Genomic DNA, 17,479 nt, shown 5'->3' on the forward strand with positions numbered 1-17,479 from the left:
CCTTGCACGCCATCAATTTCGCACTGAATTACCGCAAGAGCCCGAAACGTGGATTTTGAACCTTGGTGGTTGATTTTCGTGCCGGTGTTGTTCGCGCTGGGCTGGTTGGCCGCGCGCTTCGATATCCGGCAAATGCTTCGGGAAACCCGCAGCCTGCCTGACTCGTATTTCCGGGGGCTGAACTTCCTGCTCAACGAGGAGCCCGACCGCGCGATCGACGCCTTTGTCGAAGTCGCCAAACTGGACCCGGAAACCACCGAACTGCACTTTGCGCTGGGCAGCCTGTTCCGCCGCCGTGGCGAGATGGAACGCGCCATCCGCGTGCATCAAAGCCTGCTGAGCCGCTCCGATCTGCCCGCTGCCGAGCGTGAGCACGCGCAACACGAACTGGCGCAAGACTTCCTCAAGGCTGGCATGCTGGACCGCGCCGAAAGCGGGTTCGAGCAATTGAAGGACACGCGCTATGCGCTGCCCGCCCTGCGTTCGCTGATCCGGATTTTTGAATCCGAGCACGACTGGCCGCGCGCCATTGAAGCCGTCAAGACCTTGCAGGGCCTGGTCGACGAGCCGGTGCCGCAGATCGTGCACTATTACTGCGAGCAGGCGCAGACCGCGCTGACGGCCAAGCCGGCGGATGTGGATGCCGCGCACAAGGCGCTGGACGCCGCTGATCACGCCTTGACCACGACCGACGCGGCCGCCGGCAAGGGCGCGATGGTGCGCACCGCCATGCTGCGCGCCCGCCTGGCGTCCATGGAGCAAGACCCCAAGCGCGAACGCCTGTACCTGGAGTCGGTCATGACCGACGCCCCCGAATTTGCGGGGCTGGTCGCCGAGCAGTTGCTGGCCAATTACCGCGCCGCCAATCAGGTGGAAGCGGGCCTGGAATTCCTGCAAAAGCAGTATCAGCGCCATGCGTCGCTGGATCTTTTCAACGTCGTGTTCCGCGAGCTGCGCGTGCAACAGGGTTCGGCCGTGGCTTGGGCGTTTGCGCGCGGTGCGCTGCGCAGTCATCCGTCCCTGCTGGGCCTGGATCGTTTGCTGGAAGCCGAGCTGGCCAACCCGGATGCGGGCGCCGAGCAAGGGCCGGTGCCGGGCGCCGATCTGACGCTGTTGCGCAGTCTGATCCACAAGCATACGCAACGACTGGACCGCTATGCGTGCCGCAGTTGCGGTTTTCAAGCGCGTCGTTTTTACTGGCAATGTCCCGGCTGCAACGCCTGGGAAACCTATGCGCCGCGCCGTCTGGAAGAACTTGAATGAAGCCTTTCCCCGCCGAAGCCATTTCGCATAGCCGCGTTCTCGTGGTCGGCGACGTCATGCTGGACCGCTACTGGTTTGGCGAAGTCGAACGCATTTCGCCGGAAGCGCCGGTGCCGGTGGTGCGCGTGGCGCGCCGCGAAGACCGCCTGGGCGGCGCGGCGAACGTGGCGCGCAACGTGGCGGCCTTGGGCGGCCATGTGACGCTGGTGGGCGTGCTGGGCGCGGACGAGGCGGGCGACAGCATCCGCCGCTTGTCCGCCGAGGCCGGCATCCAGGCTGACCTGATCGCCGACCCGTCTTTGCACACCACGCTGAAGATGCGCGTGCTGGGCCGCCAGCAGCAGCTGCTGCGCGTGGACTTCGAACAGCACCCGGAGCAGGCCGCACTCGACAGTGTGGACGCTGCGCTGGCGCGTCATCTGGCTAACCATGACATCGTTGTGCTGTCCGACTATGCCAAGGGCGTGCTGACCCGCGTTGAAACGCTGGTGGCCATGGCGCGCCATGCAGGCATCCCGGTGCTGGTGGACCCCAAGGGCGACGACTACGCGCGCTATCGTGGCGCAACGCTTGTCACCCCGAACCGCTCGGAAATGCAGCAGGCCGTGGGCCGCTGGAATTCCGAAGCCGAACTGACCGATCGCGCGCAGCGCCTGCGCGCCGACCTGGACCTGGAAGCCTTGCTCGTGACGCGTTCCGAGCAGGGCATGACTTTGTTTACCGACACCGGACGAGACCACATCGATGCGCAAGCGCACGAGGTGTTCGATGTGTCCGGCGCGGGCGACACCGTGCTGGCCACGCTGGCCGTCTCGCGCGCCATCGGCTTGCCGTGGGCCGAGGCGATGGGCTGGGCCAACAAGGCTGGCGGCATTGCCGTGGGCAAGCTGGGCACGTCCGTCGTCACCGCTGCGGAATTGGCAGGAGAACCCTCATGATCGTCGTAACCGGAGCCGCGGGCTTCATTGGCAGCAATCTGGTGCGCGGGCTGAACCGCCGCGGCATCACGGACATCATCGCGGTGGACGATCTGACCGAAGGCGACAAGTTCGTCAATCTGGTCGATTGCCAGATCGCCGAGTACATGGACAAGGACGACTTCCGACGCCGTGTCGTTGACGGCAGTCTGCCCGCCGTTCGCGCCGTGCTGCACCAAGGCGCGTGTTCGGACACGACCGAGCGCAACGGCCGCTACATGATGGACAACAACTACCGTGTCACGCTGGAGTTGTTCGAGTTCTGCCAGGAGCGCCGCATTCCGTTCCTGTATGCGTCGTCGGCCGCCGTCTATGGCGGGTCGTCGATTTATGTCGAAGACCCTGCCAACGAAGGCCCGTTGAACGTCTACGGCTACTCCAAGCTGCTGTTCGACCAGGTGCTGCGCAAGCGCATGAACAGCCTGACCGCGCAGGTCGTGGGCCTGCGCTACTTCAACGTCTACGGCCCGCACGAGCAGCACAAGGGGCGCATGGCGTCCGTGGCGTTCCACAACATGAACCAGTTCCTGGAACACGGCCATGTGCGTCTGTTCGCAGGCTGGGACGGTTACGTGGACGGCGGTCAAAGCCGCGATTTCATTTCGGTGGAAGACGTGGTGGCGGTCAACCTGCACTTCCTGGATCACCCGGAACAGTCGGGCATCTTCAACTGCGGCACGGGGCGCGCCCAACCGTTCAATGACGTGGCGGCGGCCGTGGTGAACACCTTGCGCGCTGAACGTGGCGAAGCCGAGCTAACGCTGGCGCAATTGGTGGAGCTGGATCTCATCCGCTACATCCCGTTCCCCGACGATCTGAAGGGGCGCTATCAAAGCTACACGCAAGCCGATGTGACGCAGCTGCGTACAGCAGGGTTCTACGCGCCGATGCGGGATGTGCAGACGGGCGTGGCCGAGTACGTGCGGTACTGGCGCGCGCGTCGATAAGCACTGCATGAGTGCTGCATGAGTGCTGTATGAGTGCTGCATGAGTACTGTATGAGTGCTGCAATTCGCGCGGCGCATCTCGTAAAAATGGAAGCCACCGATCCGGTGGCTTTTTTTCGTCTGCGTAGTTGCCGAGGTGGATCAATCCGTTCACTGCGCGGCCCAGGCGCGGGGCGGGCGGCCATCATCCAGGGGTGGCGCAACAACCGTTGTGCTCGGGTCCATTCAGGAGACACCCATGAATCCTTTTATCGAATCCACCTCCGCCGAGTTGCTGCCGTGCCAGGCAGGGCGCGCGCCTCGTTCGCCCTGGGCGGCAATGCGTGCGCGCGGTGGCCGCCACGCCTTGCGGCGAGTAATGGGTGCGTTGCTGGTCACGGCCGGGCTGGGCTTTGCCACGCCGCAGGCCCACGCGCTGGACGTCAACCAGGCCAACGCGCAGCAATTGGAGACGATCCGCGGCATCGGCCCGCGCACGGCTGAAGTCATCATTGCCGAGCGCGAGCGCGGCGGCAAGTTCGAATCGTTTGAAGACTTGGCCGAACGGGTGCGCGGTATCGGCCAGAAAAAGGCGCAGGCCTTGCAAGCGGCGGGCTTGCAGGTGGGCGACGGGGAGCCGTCATCCGCTATGGGCAAGGGGGCTGCGGGCGGCACGACGGAAGCCGCCAAACCGGGTGAAGGTAAGCCGGGTGAAGGCAAGCCGGCTGCGGGGGCTGGCGCGGGGGCTGCGGCCAAGTCGGGGGCCAGAGCCGCCGGCAAGTCTGCTGGCGTGCCAGCCGGTGCTTCCGGCTCTGCGGCCGCCGTGCGGCCCTGAGCTTCCCCGTTACCTGGAACCTCACTCGGAACTTCACTCGGAACGTCACTCGGAACTTTACCCGGAACGTCACTCGGAACGTCACCCGGAAATTCACTCAGGAACCCCTGGCGGGAGCGCGGCTTTTCGCCGCGTCTGCCGCCAGGCGGAGTTATGATCGACCGCATGACTACTACCTATCCCACTATCGAGCAGACCGTCGGCAACACGCCGCTGGTCCGATTGCAGCGCATTCCGGGTGCCGCGGGCGCCGCGCGTGGCAACGTCATCCTGGCCAAGCTGGAAGGCAATAATCCTGCCGGGTCCGTGAAAGACCGCCCGGCCTTGTCGATGATCAATCACGCGGAAGCGCGCGGCGATATCAAGCCGGGCGATACCCTCATTGAAGCCACCAGCGGCAACACGGGCATTGCCCTGGCCATGGCGGCTGCGATGAAGGGCTACCGCATGATCCTGATCATGCCGGACAACCTGTCGGTGGAACGCCGCGCCGCAATGGCCGCCTACGGCGCAGAGCTGATCCTGACGCCGGCTGACAAGGGCGGCATGGAATACGCGCGCGACCTGGCCACTGAAATGCAGGCAGACGGCCGCGGCGTGGTGTTGGACCAATTCGCCAACCCCGACAACCCGCGCGCGCACGTCGAAACCACGGGGCCTGAACTCTGGACCCAGACCGATGGGCGCATCACGCATTTCGTCAGCGCAATGGGTACGACGGGCACGATCATGGGCGTGTCGACCTACCTGAAGTCGCGCAATCCGGCGGTGCAGGTGGTGGGCGCTCAACCCGCGGAAGGCTCGCAGATTCCGGGCATCCGCAAATGGCCCGAGGCCTATCTGCCGAAGATCTTCGACCGCAGCCGCGTCGATGCGTACGAATCCATCGAGCAGTCGGAAGCCGAAGTCATGGCGCGCCGGCTGGCCGCGGAAGAGGGCATCTTTGGCGGTATCTCGTCCGCTGGCGCGCTGGTCGCCGCGTTGCGCGTGGCCGAACGCGTCAACGACGCCACCATCGTGTTCATCGTGTGCGATCGCGGCGACCGCTATCTGTCGACCGGCGTCTTCAACTGACGCCGCTCAGCCCGGTGCGTGCCGCACTGGGCTGATGCAAAAACGCAATGCAAAAACGCCCCAATCGTGGGGCGTTTTGCTTGGGGGACGACAGGGCAGCGCAAGCCCTGCGCCAAGCCCTGCGAAGTTTGGCCAGGCTTCGCCAGCGCAACGCCTAAGCCATGTCACCGCAACATCACCGCAACGTCACCGCAACATCACCGCAACGTCACCGCAACATTATCGCAACGTCACCGCAACATCATCGCAACGTCACCGCAACATCATCGCAACGTCACCGCGACATCATCGCAACATCAACGGGTTACGCGCGCTTCGATCTCGCTGGCCAGGTCAGCCACCGACGTGGCGTAAAAGTAGCTGCGGTTGTACTTGGTCAGCGCAAAGAAGTTGGGCGTGCCCACGCGGTACTGCGCGGTGCCGCGCGCTTCTTCCACCAGGTCGACCACGCCCAGCGGCTGGCTGCCCCAGCCCGCCGCCGAAGCGCCGGGTTGCAGGCGTGCGCCTGCGGCGGACAGCGTGGTCCAGCTTTGCTTGGGTTCCAGGCCGCCGTCGACAAGCGCGGTGGGGTCGGCCGGCAGCACCACGGGCGCAAACACCGGCAGGCCGCGTTGCCAGCCATGCTGGGCCAGGAAGCTGCCCACCGACATGATGGCGTCCTGCGTGTTGTTCGTCAGGTCGATATGGCCGTTGTCGTCGCCGTCCACCGCGTAATGCATGATGCTGGTCGGCATGAATTGCGGCATGCCGATGGCGCCGGCGTACGAGCCGCGCGTTTCCAGTTCCAGCTTGTCTTTCATGACCAGCGTCAGGAAGTCGGCCAGCTGGCCGCGGAACATCGTTGCGCGTTCGGGCTTGTTGGGATCGGGGTAGTCGAAGGCCAGTGTGGCCAGCGCGTCCAGCACCCGGAAATTGCCCATGTTGCGGCCATATAGCGTTTCGACGCCGATGATCGACGCAATGATGGGTGCGGGTACGCCAAAGCGCTGCGCGGCCTGATTGAGCAGGTCGCGGTTTTCGTTATAGAACTCCACGCCCCAGCCGATGCGCTTGGGCTCGACAAACCGTGAACGGTACGTCAGCCAGCTGCGCCAGATTTTCTTGCCGGGCGGGGCGGGCGCAATCAGGCGCGAGACCGTCGCGTTGTAGCGCGAACTTTCCAGCGCCTTCACCATGGGGTTCAGCGGCAAGTTGCGTTCGGCGGCCAGTTCTTCCACGAACGTACGCACTTCCGGGCGCAACGCGCCGGAGGCGGTGAGCGTGGCGGGCGCGTCGTCCGGCAGTTCGGAGCCTGGTGTCGGCGTACTAGGTCCGATGCGGATAGCGGTGTTGCCAGAGGCGGCAGCCGGTTGGGTGGCAAGGGAATTCGGGGCAGTGGGAGCGGTGGTGGAGCAGCCCGCCAACAGGACGGAAAGCGCTCCGAGTTGCAGTAATCGCCGACAGATGAACATAATCTTCCTTATGGAGACCATGTATCTTACCCACCCCGCATGCCGCTTGCATGAAATGGGCAGTTGGCATCCCGAAAGCCCACAGAGGCTGGACGCCATTTCCGACCAGCTATTGGCCAGCGGCTTGATGCCCTATCTGGACGACCGGCAGGCGCCTCAGGCGTCGCGTCACGACGTGCTGCGCGTGCACACCGTCCAGTATCTGGACAGTTTGCGAGAACATACGCCGGACCAAGGGTATTACCCGATAGATCCGGACACCCTGATGAATCCCCACACCTACGAAGCGGCCCTGTACGCCGCTGGCGCGGGCGTGGCGGCGGTGGATGCGGTGATGGGCGGCGAGGCCCGCACGGCCTTCTGCGCGGTGCGTCCGCCCGGCCATCACGCCTGCCGTTCCCAGGCGATGGGGTTCTGCTTTTTGAATAACGTGGCCATCGCGGCGCGCCACGCGCTGGAGTTTCACGGCCTGTCGCGCGTGGCCATCGTTGACTTCGATGTGCACCACGGCAACGGCACCGAAGACGTCTTCGCGGGCGATGAACGCGTGCTGATGTGCAGCTTTTTCCAGCATCCGTTCTTTCCCAACAGCGGCGCCGAGCACCCGGCCGACAACATGATCAACGTGCCGGTGGCCGCCTATACGGGCGGGGCCGCCGTCAGGACGATCGTCACCGACACCTGGCTGCCCAAGCTCGACGCGCACCGGCCGGAGCTGATCCTGGTGTCGGCGGGCTTTGACGCGCACCGCGAGGACGACATGGGCCAGATGGGCCTGGTGGAAGCCGACTATGCGTGGATTACCGAACAGCTCGTCGACGTGGCCGAACGCCACTGTCAGGGGCGCATCGTCAGCACGCTTGAAGGTGGTTACAACTTATCTGCCCTGGGTCGCAGCGTGGTTGCGCATATACGAGCGCTGGCGAAGCTGTAGAATCAGGAAAAAATTGTGCAATGCGATCCCGGCCCATGCCGGGTAATTATTTCCATTTGGAGGCTGCGGGATGAAGGTGTTGGTACCTGTCAAGCGCGTCGTTGACTACAACGTCAAGGTGCGCGTCAAGTCGGATCAGACTGGCGTGGATATCGCCAATGTGAAGATGTCCATGAACCCCTTTGACGAAATCGCCGTCGAAGAAGCGACCCGGTTGAAAGAGAAGGGTGCCGTCGCTGAAGTCGTGGCGGTTTCTTGCGGCGTTGCGCAATGCCAGGAGACGCTGCGCACCGCCATGGCCATTGGCGCCGATCGCGGCGTGCTGGTCCAGACCGATGCCGAATTGCAGCCGCTGGCTGTTGCCAAGCTGTTGAAGGCGTTGGTGGACAAAGAGCAGCCGCAACTGGTCATTCTGGGCAAGCAAGCCATCGATGACGACGCCAACCAAACCGGCCAGATGCTGGCCGCGCTGCTGGACTGGCCGCAAGCCACGTTCGCCAGCAAGGTTGAACTCGCCGACGGCAAGGTCACGGTCACGCGCGAAGTGGACGGCGGCCTGGAAACGCTGACGCTGACGCTGCCCGCTATCGTCACCACCGACTTGCGCCTGAACGAGCCGCGTTACGTCACGCTGCCGAACATCATGAAGGCCAAGAAGAAGCAATTGGACACCGTCACGCCCGAAGAACTGGGTGTTGATCCCGCACCGCGCCTGAAGACGCTGAAGGTCAGCGAGCCGCCCGCCCGCAAGGCGGGCATCAAGGTGGCTGATGTGGCTGCCCTGGTGGACAAACTCAAGAACGAAGCGAAGGTGGTCTGAACATGACGACGCTGGTTATTGCCGAACACGATAACGCCCAGTTGAAGGGCGCAACCCTGAACGCCGTTGCCGCCGCCGCCAAGATCGGAGGCGACGTGCACGTGCTGGTCGCTGGCGCCAACGCGCGCGCCGTGGCCGACCAAGCCGCCGCCGCCGCCGGTGTCGCCAAGGTCCTCTTGGCCGACGCGCCGCAGCTTGCCGATGGCCTGGCTGAAAACGTCGCCGCCCAAGTGCTGGCCGTGGCCTCGAACTACAGCCACATCCTGTTCCCGGCTACCGCCTCGGGCAAGAACGTGGCGCCCCGCGTCGCGGCCAAGCTCGACGTGGCGCAGATCTCGGACATCATCGGTGTGGAATCCGCCGATACGTTCCAGCGCCCGATTTACGCGGGTAACGCCATTGCCACCGTGCAATCGGCCGACGCCGTGAAGGTCATCACCGTGCGTACGACGGGCTTTGACGCCGTCGCCGCGCAAGGCGGTTCGGCTGCGGTGGAAGACGTTGCCGCCGTTGCCGATTCGGGCAAGTCCACGTTCGTGGGCCGCGAAGTCGCCAAGAGCGACCGTCCTGAACTGGCCGGTGCGCGCGTGGTGGTGTCGGGCGGCCGCGGTCTGGGCAGCGCCGAAAACTTCAAGATCCTGGACCCGCTGGCTGACAAGCTGGGCGCGGCGCTGGGCGCTTCGCGTGCTGCGGTCGACGCCGGCTACGCGCCGAACGACTGGCAAGTGGGCCAGACGGGCAAGATTGTTGCGCCGCAGCTGTACGTGGCCGTGGGTATCTCGGGCGCGATCCAGCACTTGGCCGGCATGAAGGATTCGAAGGTCATTGTGGCCATCAACAAAGATCCCGAAGCCCCGATTTTCGGCGTGGCCGATTATGGCTTGGTGGGTGATCTGTTCCAGGTTGTGCCCGAACTGACTGGCGCGCTGTAAGCCGCTTGTTCCTGTCGTTTGAAAAGCCCGTGGATGGTATGTCCACGGGTTTTTTTATGCCCGTTTATTTGCGGCGATCAGATTCGTCTGTCGTATTTCTTTTGAATTTCTGAAAGATTCTGATAATGTGTTCCGCGCGCATCGGGATTGTTCGCGCACGTGCTCGGCCTGTACAGAACGAAGGAGATTCGGGATGGAATGGTTCTTTGACACATTGCGGAAGTACCCTGAATTAGCGATCTTCCTGACCTTGGGTTTAGGGTATTGGATCGGAGCCAAAAAGCTTTTTGGTTTTAATTTAGGCGCGGTAACAGGTACTTTGCTGGTCGGTGTGTTGGTCGGACAACTCGACATCACGATCGCTCCCATTCTCAAGCAGGTGTTCTTCCTGCTGTTCCTCTTCGGTCTTGGCTACGGCGTCGGACCACAATTCTTCCGCGGCATGAAAAGCGATGGCCTTCCCCAGGTTATCTTCGCGGTCGTCATTTGCGTTATCTGCTTGCTGGTCACCTGGGCAACCGCCGTGGGCTTTGGCTTTGACGCCGGCACGGGCGCGGGGCTGCTGGCCGGCGCGCAAACCATTTCCGCGGTGATGGGCGTGGCCACAGACACCATCAATGGCCTGAGTGTGGATGCCGCAACGAAAAAGCAATGGATCGACAGCATCCCGGTGGCGTATGCGGTTTGCTATATCTTCGGCACCGTCGGCAGCGCCTGGCTGCTGGCCTCGTTGGGCCCGAAGCTGATGGGCGTGGACATCGTCAAAGAGTGCAAGGAATACGAAGCCAAGATGTCCGGCAGCAGCGACTCCATGGAGCTGTCCGGTTACCGCAAATTCATTGCGCGCGCCTACAAGCTGGATCACGCTGAATTCGCAGGCAAGACGGTAGCTGAACTGGAAGCCAGGTTTGTCGATGCGCGCGTGTTTGTCGAACGCATCCGGCGCGGCGATCAGATCATCGATAACGACTCCACCACCGTGCTCCAGGCCGGCGATGTGCTGGGCGTGACCGGGCGCCATGACGCGCTGGTGCTGCAAGCGTCAGGCATCATCGGCAGCGAGGTCGAAGATCGCGACCTGATCAATCTGCCTGCCGAAATCGTCGAAGTGGTGCTGACCAATAAAAACGTGGCCGGCAAGACGCTCAAGGAACTTGCCGACAACGAAACCGTGCGCCAGCTGGGCCGAGGCGTGTTCCTGCGCAAGGTTGTTCGCGGCGGCCACGAGATGCCGGTCAATTGGGGCTTGAAGCTGGACCGCGGCGACCGCCTGTTCATCCTGGGCGCCAAGCGCGATGTTGAACGCGTGGTGAGCAAGCTGGGTTATGTGGACCGCGCCACCGAGCAGACGGACATGGTGTTTGTGGGTTTCGGCATCTTGCTGGGCGGCCTGTTCGGCTCGCTGGTGCTGACGGTCAGCGGTATTCCCATTACTTTGTCGACCTCTGGCGGCGCCCTGATTTCCGGCTTGATCTTCGGGTATCTGCGCTCGGTGCATCCCACCTTCGGCCGCGTGCCGGAACCGGTGCACTGGTTCCTGACCTCTGTCGGCCTGACCGCCTTTGTAGCCGTGGTCGGCATTACGTCCGGGCCGGGCTTCGTTCAGGGCTTCCAACAATTGGGCGCCAAGCTGTTTCTGGCGGGCATCATCGCCACCAGCGTCCCGATGATTCTGGGCGTGTTCATCGCCCGATATGTCTTCAAATTCCATCCGGCCATCGTGCTGGGCGTCTGCGCAGGCGCTCGCACCACCACGGCTGCGATCGGCCAAATCACCGAAACGGCGAAAAGCCAGGTGCCCGCCCTGGGCTACACGGTGCCTTATGCGATCGGCAATACCCTGCTCATCATCTGGGGGATTGTCATAGTCATGCTCATGACCTAGTGGGACGCCCCGCAAGCCTTGTGGCTTGCGGGCAGCACACCGGGGGCGCGGATACATCCGCACCGCCCCCGGCAAGCGCCAATCACAACGCAAATCAGGAGTACTGAAAAATGGCTTCCACCGCGCCTGTCACCGTCAACCTGGCTTCGGCCTTGAAAACCACCCGTTCGCGTCAACGCGACCTGGAGCAGTTGTCTCCCTTTGAGTTGAAGGATTATCTGATTACGCTGGCCAAGGAAAATCAGCACACGGCTGCCTTGACCATGTTGAACGCCGGCCGCGGCAATCCGAACTGGATCGCCACCGAGCCGCGCGACGCCTTCTTCCTGCTGGGCCAGTTCGCCATGAAGGAAGCGCGCCGCGTGCGCGATGATTCCATCTTGGCGGGCATGCCGGCCAAGAAGGGCTGCGCCGACCGCCTGCGCAAATTCCTGTCCAAGCACAAGGGCGAAGACGGCTACGACTTCCTGGTGGGCGTGCTTGAGTACGGCGTGAAGATCAAAAGCTTCGACCCCGATGAATGGATTCATGAGCTGACCGACAGCATCATCGGCGACAACTACCCCGTGCCGCCGCGCGCACTGGTGCACATCGAACAGATCGTGCACGACTACCTGATCAAGGAAATGTGCGACGGCCGCCCGCCCAAGGGCAAGTTCGACCTGTTCCCGGTTGAAGGCGGCACCGCCGCCATGTGCTACATCTTCGACTCGCTGATGCAGAACGGCTTGCTGAAGCAGGGCGATACGATTGCGCTGTTTCTGCCGACGTTCACGCCCTATATCGAAATTGCCCACCTTGAGCGCTTCCAGTTCAAGATCGTCGCCATCAATGCCAGCAGCTTGCGCGCCGATGGCACGCACGATTGGCACTATCCGGCGTCCGAAATCGCCAAGCTTGAGAATCCGAAGATCAAGCTCGCGGTGACGGTGAACCCCAGCAACCCGCCGTCGGTGGCGTTCAGCCCGGTCGAGATGAAGCAGATCGTGCGTCTGATCCGCAAGAATCCTGACCTGGTGCTGGTAACCGATGACGTGTACGGCACCTTTGTGCCGAACTTCCGTTCGCTGATGGCCGAAGTGCCGCACAACACCATCTGCGTGTATTCGTTCTCGAAGAACTTCGGGTGCACGGGCTGGCGCCTGGGCGTGATCGCCACGCACGAAAAGAACACGATGGACCGCCGCATCGCTGAGCTGCCGGCATCGTGGAAGCAGCGTTTGAACAAGCGCTACGGCGCCATGACGATGGAACCCGAGAAGCTCAAGTTCATTGACCGCATGGTGGCCGATAGCCGCAACGTGGCGCTGAACCACACGGCCGGCCTGTCGTTGCCGCAGCAGGTGCAGATGGGCTTTTTTGCGTTGTCCCACCTGCTGGACCTGAAGGATTCCTACAAGCATCTGACCATGCAGATCGTGCGCGCACGCCGCGATTCGCTGTGGAGCGGGCTGGGCATTCCGCTGCCGCCCGAAGATCCGATGCGTGGCTGGTATTACGTGGAACTGGACTTCATGGTCTGGGCCAAGGTCAATTACGGCGACGCCTTCTGCAAGTACATGACCACCAACTACGAGCCGGTGGACTTCCTGTTCCGCCTGGCCGAGAAGTCGGGCGTGGTGCTGATGGACGGCGGCGGCTTTGGCGGCCCGCCGTGGTCGATCCGTATCTCGCTGGCCAACCTGGACGACGGCGACTACGCCAAGATCGGCAAGTTCATGGTCGAGTGCGCGACCGAGTATGTCGAGGCCTGGAAGGCATCCGAGCTGGTGCGTTCTGGCCCGACGGCAGGCAAGGGCCAGACGCTCAAGGCCAGCGCCGCCAAGAAGGTCGCCAAGAAGGCGGCGAAGAAGGTCGCCAAGACGGCGGTGAAGAAAGCCGTCAAGAAGGCGGATACCGCCGCCAAGTCGGCCAAGAAGGCGGCCGCACGCTAGCAGACGCAGGCAACCACAGGGCGACATGACCTCATGACGTGCTCAGTCGGGTTTTTCAATAGCGTCCCCATCGCCGTGTTGTTCGTGACGGTGGGTTTGGGATACCTGATCGGCAAGCTCAAGGTCGGGCCGATTCAGCTGGGCGGGGTGTGCGGAACCCTCATCGTCGCCCTGCTGATCGGCCAGACGGGCTGCCAGATGCGCGGCGACTTGAAAGAGGTTGCGTTCGCCCTGTTCATCTTTGCCATGGGCTACTCCGGCGGCCCGCAGTTCTTCGCCAACCTGAACCGTTCCAGCCTGCGCTACATCGCCCTGCCCATCATCGAGGCGCTGCTGGTGCTGACCATTGTGCTGGCCGCCGTGTCGCTGTTTGGCCTGGATGCCGGCACGGCAGCGGGGCTGGCGGCGGGGGCGGCGACGGAATCGGCGGTGGTGGGCACGGCGGCCGAAGCGCTCAAGCATCTGGGGCTGGCCGACGCGGAAGTGCAGCGCATGGAAGCCAACATCGCCACGGCCTACACGCTGACCTATCTGGTGGGCCTGATCAGCATCGTGTTCTTCACCAGCCAGGTCGCGCCTGCGCTGTTGCGCATCAACTTGCGCGAGGCGTCCAAAGCGTTGGAAGAGAAGCTGGGCGTCGCATCGGGCGATAACGAAGAAGCCAACCTGCCGACGTTGCCCCGCCTGGTCGGGCGCGCCCATGTGGTTAAGGACGCCGATGGCATGCGCGTGGGCGACGTTGAAGCGCAATTGGGCGGACGCACGGTGATCAGCCGTATCCTGCGCAATGGCGAAGGGGTGGACGCCACGCCCGAAGACACGCTGAAGACGGGCGACATCGTCGTGGTGCTGGGCTTGCGCCGGTTCGCGCTGCGCGCGGGGGCGGTCGTCGGCCCCGAAATCCAGCTGCCTGAAGGCCATGTGGATGACCTTCAACTGAGCGAGCTGGCGGTAATCGTTAACAAGAAGACCATCAACGGACACACGGTGGGCGAGCTGTCCAAGCGGCCCGGCGCGCGCCGGGCGCGCGGCGTGTTCGTGCAATCCATCATGCGTTCCGGCCATGTGTTGCCGCTGACGCCGGCCACCGTCGTGCAGTATGGCGATCTGGTCACGCTGGTGGGCGCCGAACCCGAATTGTCGGAAGCCGGCGCGGCGCTGGGTAACGAGCTGCGCCGCAGCGGCATCACCGACCTGGTGTTTCTGGCCTTCGGCATTCTTGCCGGGCTGATGATCGGCAGCCTGAGCGCGCGCATGTGGGGCATTCCGGTCTCGCTGGGCAGTGGCGGCGGGGCGCTGGTCAGCGGGCTCGTCTGCGGCTGGATCAACGCCAAGCGGCCTGCGCTGGGGCATATACCCGGCCATGCCGTGCAGTTGCTGAAAGACCTGGGGCTGGCGGTATTTGTGGCCTGCGTGGGATTGTCGGCGGGGCCGGAGGCGGTGTCGCTGATCCGTGAGCACGGCGCCGTGCTGCCGTTGATTGGCTTGCTGGTGTCGCTGGGGCCTGCCTGCCTGTCGCTATGGGTGGGCCACAAGATCCTGAAGATTGAAGGGCCCTTGCTCGTGGGCGCCATTGCCGGCCAGCACGTCAGCACCCCCGCCATCAGCGCCATCCTGAATGCCAGCGGCAGCTCCGTGCCGCTATTGGGTTACACCGTCACCTACGCGATCGCCAACGTGTTGCTGCCGGTGCTGGGGCCGATCATTGTGTCATTGGCGTACCATCTGAGTTAAACCGCACACATCAAGAATCGCAGTAGACACGAGGCGCCCGGCGCCTCGCTGTCATTTGCCCACGGAGACGCAATGCCCTATGTCACCCCGCTACAGGATTTCCGCTTCGCGCTGAAAGAGCTTGCCGGCCTGGACGCCATTTTGAAATTGCCCGGGTTTGAAGAGATAACGCCCGACCTGGTGGACGCCATCCTGGACGAGAACGGCCACTTTGTTGAGCAGGCCGTGGCGCCCCTGAACGTGCCAGGCGATACGCAGCCGCCCGTCTGGAAAGATGGGCAGGTCACGACCACGCCCGGCTACGCCCAGGGGTTCAAGGACTATGCGGCAGGCGGCTGGCAGGGCTTGCAGCATCCGCAGATGTGGGGCGGACAAGGGCTGCCGAAGCTGGTGGCGGCAGCGCCAGGTGAAAATATCCAGGCGGCCAGCCTGGCGTTTTCCTTGTGCCCGATGCTGACGGACGGCGTGATCGAAGCCGTGCTGACGGTGGGGTCGGAAGCGCAGCGCAAGCAATATGTGCCGAACCTGATCGCCGGCAAATGGACGGGCACCATGAACCTGACCGAGCCGCAGGCGGGGTCCGATCTGGCCCAGGTCGCCACGCGCGCGGTGCGCCAGGACGACGGCACGTTCCGCCTGTTCGGGCAGAAGATCTTCATCACGTTTGGCGAACACGACCTGGCCGAGAACATCATCCACCTGGTGTTGGCCCGCACGCCGGATGCGCCGGCCGGTGTGAAGGGCATCTCGCTCTTTATCGTGCCGAAGTTCCTGGTCAACGCCGACGGCAGCCTGGGCAAGCGCAACGACGTGTGGTGCGCATCGCTGGAACATAAGCTGGGCATCCATGGCAGCCCCACCGCCGAGCTGCTGTACGGGTCGGGCAAGGGCGATGTCGGCGAAGGCGCGGTGGGCTATCAGGTGGGCGAGCTGAACCGCGGCCTGGAATACATGTTCATCATGATGAACGCGGCGCGTTACTCCGTGGGGCAGCAGGGCATCGGCGTATCCGAACGCGCGTATCAGCATGCGCTGGCCTATGCGCGCGAACGCGTGCAGGGCCGCGCGGTGGAAGGGTCGCCGGGGCCGGTGGCCATCGTGCGCCACCCCGATGTGCAGCGCATGCTGTTGACGATGAAGGCGCTGACGGAAGCGGCGCGCGCGGTGTCCTACGTGACGGCCGCTGCGCACGACAAGGGCACGCATCACCCTGACCCGGAACAGCGTTCACGCAACCGCGCGTTTTACGAATACATGGTGCCGGTGGTGAAGGGCTATTCCACCGAAATGGCCGTGGAAGTGGCCTCGCTGGGCATTCAGGTGCACGGCGGCATGGGCTTCATTGAGGAAACGGGCGCGGCCCAGTTCTACCGCGATGCGCGCATTCTTCCCATCTACGAAGGCACCACCGCCATCCAGGCCAATGATCTGGTCGGCCGCAAGACGCAGCGTGACGGCGGCGCCACCGCCTATGCGGCCATCGCGGCGATGCGCGAAACGTTGCGTGCGGTGGAAGCGGAATCGACCCGGGCGGCGGCGAACGAACGCGATGCGCTGCGCCTGTTGCGCGACAACCTGGACAGCGCCATTCAGGCCTATGAAGCCGGCGTGGGTTTCATTCTTGAGCAGTCGGCCGCAAACGTGCGGGCCGTGTATTCCAGCAGCGTGCCGTACCTGATGCTGGCGGGCGTGGTGCATGGCGGCTGGCAGATGGCGCGCGCGGTGCTGGCTTGCCGCAAGCACCTTGCCGCGGGGTCCACCGACCCGTTCCATTCGTCAAAGATCGCAACCGGATTGTTCTATGCCGCGCACATCCTGCCGCGCGCATTGTCGCTGTCTGCCGCGGTGCGTGCCGGCGTCGTTGCAGACGCTTGCGGAGCGGCTTCAGATATTGCATAAGGTTATATGGCTTGCGTATTTCCTCCACCGAAGGTTTGATGGAAGAATCGTTTCACACGAGCCACTCTCAACTGCATCTGCATAGGAGACACCATGAGTCATCTACGTCTGGGCGATACCGCCCCCGATTTCGAACAGGAATCCTCGGCCGGCCCCATCCGCTTCCACGAATATCTGGGCAATAGCTGGGGGGTGCTGTTTTCGCACCCGGCCGATTTCACGCCGGTGTGCACGACCGAATTGGGCTACACGGCCAAGCTGGCGGACGAGTTCGCCAAGCGCAACGTGAAGGTGCTGGCCTTGTCGGTGGACGGCGCCGATTCCCACTCCAAGTGGATCGAAGACATCAACGACACGCAATCGACCAAGGTCAACTTCCCGATCCTGGCCGACAAGGACCGCAAGGTTTCCGAGCTCTACGACATGATCCACCCGAACGCCAACGCCACCCTGACGGTGCGTTCGGTGTTCATCATCGATCCGAACAAGAAGGTGCGCCTGATCATCACGTATCCGGCCAGCACGGGCCGTAACTTCAACGAGATCCTGCGCGTTATCGATTCGCTGCAACTGACCGATAGCCACAGCGTGGCCACGCCGGTCAACTGGGAAGATGGCGACGATGTGATCATCGTTCCGTCCCTGCAAGACGAAGCCGTGATCAAGCAGAAGTTCCCCAAGGGTTACAAGGCCGTGCGCCCGTACCTGCGCATTACGCCTCAACCGAATAAGTAAATTCGGAATTTGGGGGGTAGCAACCTCCATCCGAATGCGGCGTTCAGCCGCCCGAACCACCGCCTTTCTCATAGGGAAAC

General features: G+C 63.4%; 14 protein-coding genes. 13 read left to right on the forward strand and 1 reads right to left on the reverse strand.

The window, feature by feature from the left end:
- Window positions 1–48: 48 nt before the first annotated feature.
- The 5 genes from lapB (at window position 49) to cysM (ending at window position 5,075) form a co-directional block, all read left to right on the forward strand.
- A complete protein-coding gene (lapB, locus tag ACFZAI_RS10740; RefSeq protein WP_391566876.1) occupies window positions 49–1,263 on the forward strand; it encodes a lipopolysaccharide assembly protein LapB in 1,215 nt (404 codons plus the stop codon).
- Window positions 1,260–2,201, forward strand: a complete 942-nt coding sequence (rfaE1, locus tag ACFZAI_RS10745) for a D-glycero-beta-D-manno-heptose-7-phosphate kinase (RefSeq protein ID WP_391566877.1) — start codon at window positions 1,260–1,262, stop codon at window positions 2,199–2,201. Before lapB ends, rfaE1 begins: the two co-directional genes overlap by 4 nt.
- A complete protein-coding gene (rfaD, locus tag ACFZAI_RS10750; protein ID WP_054423726.1) occupies window positions 2,198–3,187 on the forward strand; it encodes an ADP-glyceromanno-heptose 6-epimerase in 990 nt (329 codons plus the stop codon). The genes rfaE1 and rfaD overlap by 4 nt, the downstream gene beginning before the upstream one ends.
- Before the next feature lie 238 nt (window positions 3,188–3,425).
- Window positions 3,426–4,001 (forward strand): ComEA family DNA-binding protein, encoded by a 576-nt coding sequence (locus tag ACFZAI_RS10755; RefSeq protein ID WP_391566878.1) that lies wholly within the window; start codon window positions 3,426–3,428, stop codon window positions 3,999–4,001.
- Window positions 4,002–4,166: 165 nt separating this feature from the next.
- Window positions 4,167–5,075, forward strand: coding sequence for a cysteine synthase CysM (cysM, locus tag ACFZAI_RS10760; protein ID WP_054424663.1), 909 nt, complete (start codon window positions 4,167–4,169; stop codon window positions 5,073–5,075).
- A gap of 296 nt (window positions 5,076–5,371) precedes the next feature.
- Here the strand turns inward: cysM and mltB are convergent, their stop codons facing one another.
- Window positions 5,372–6,526, reverse strand: coding sequence for a lytic murein transglycosylase B (gene mltB, locus ACFZAI_RS10765; RefSeq protein WP_391566879.1), 1,155 nt, complete (start codon window positions 6,524–6,526; stop codon window positions 5,372–5,374).
- A 10-nt stretch (window positions 6,527–6,536) separates the two neighbouring features.
- Here mltB and ACFZAI_RS10770 point away from each other — a divergent pair, with 10 nt between their 5' ends.
- From ACFZAI_RS10770 to ACFZAI_RS10805, 8 genes are all read left to right on the forward strand, one after another.
- The gene (locus ACFZAI_RS10770; RefSeq protein ID WP_082387094.1) at window positions 6,537–7,460 is read left to right on the forward strand and encodes a histone deacetylase family protein; all 924 of its coding nucleotides are present in this window, start codon (window positions 6,537–6,539) and stop codon (window positions 7,458–7,460) included.
- Window positions 7,461–7,530: 70 nt separating this feature from the next.
- Complete coding sequence (locus ACFZAI_RS10775) at window positions 7,531–8,280, forward strand: electron transfer flavoprotein subunit beta/FixA family protein (RefSeq protein ID WP_046802734.1); 750 nt, start codon at window positions 7,531–7,533, stop codon at window positions 8,278–8,280.
- 2 nt (window positions 8,281–8,282) lie between these two features.
- Window positions 8,283–9,212, forward strand: coding sequence for an electron transfer flavoprotein subunit alpha/FixB family protein (locus ACFZAI_RS10780; RefSeq protein WP_046802735.1), 930 nt, complete (start codon window positions 8,283–8,285; stop codon window positions 9,210–9,212).
- Window positions 9,213–9,405: 193 nt separating this feature from the next.
- A complete protein-coding gene (gene aspT, locus ACFZAI_RS10785; RefSeq protein ID WP_391566881.1) occupies window positions 9,406–11,097 on the forward strand; it encodes an aspartate-alanine antiporter in 1,692 nt (563 codons plus the stop codon).
- 110 nt (window positions 11,098–11,207) lie between these two features.
- Complete coding sequence (locus ACFZAI_RS10790; protein WP_391566882.1) at window positions 11,208–13,031, forward strand: bifunctional aspartate transaminase/aspartate 4-decarboxylase; 1,824 nt, start codon at window positions 11,208–11,210, stop codon at window positions 13,029–13,031.
- Between the two features lie 33 nt (window positions 13,032–13,064).
- Window positions 13,065–14,765, forward strand: coding sequence for an aspartate-alanine antiporter (gene aspT, locus ACFZAI_RS10795; protein WP_391566883.1), 1,701 nt, complete (start codon window positions 13,065–13,067; stop codon window positions 14,763–14,765).
- Between the two features lie 72 nt (window positions 14,766–14,837).
- Window positions 14,838–16,664: an acyl-CoA dehydrogenase gene (locus tag ACFZAI_RS10800; protein WP_391566885.1), complete on the forward strand. Its 1,827-nt coding sequence runs from the start codon at window positions 14,838–14,840 to the stop codon at window positions 16,662–16,664.
- Between the two features lie 93 nt (window positions 16,665–16,757).
- Entirely contained in the window at window positions 16,758–17,399 is a 642-nt protein-coding gene (locus tag ACFZAI_RS10805; RefSeq protein ID WP_024068184.1) for a peroxiredoxin, read from the forward strand.
- Window positions 17,400–17,479 lie beyond the last annotated feature (80 nt).

The sequence above is a fragment of the Achromobacter sp. NPDC008082 genome, from assembly GCF_042957345.1.
Lineage (GTDB): Bacteria > Pseudomonadota > Gammaproteobacteria > Burkholderiales > Burkholderiaceae_B > Achromobacter > Achromobacter kerstersii_A.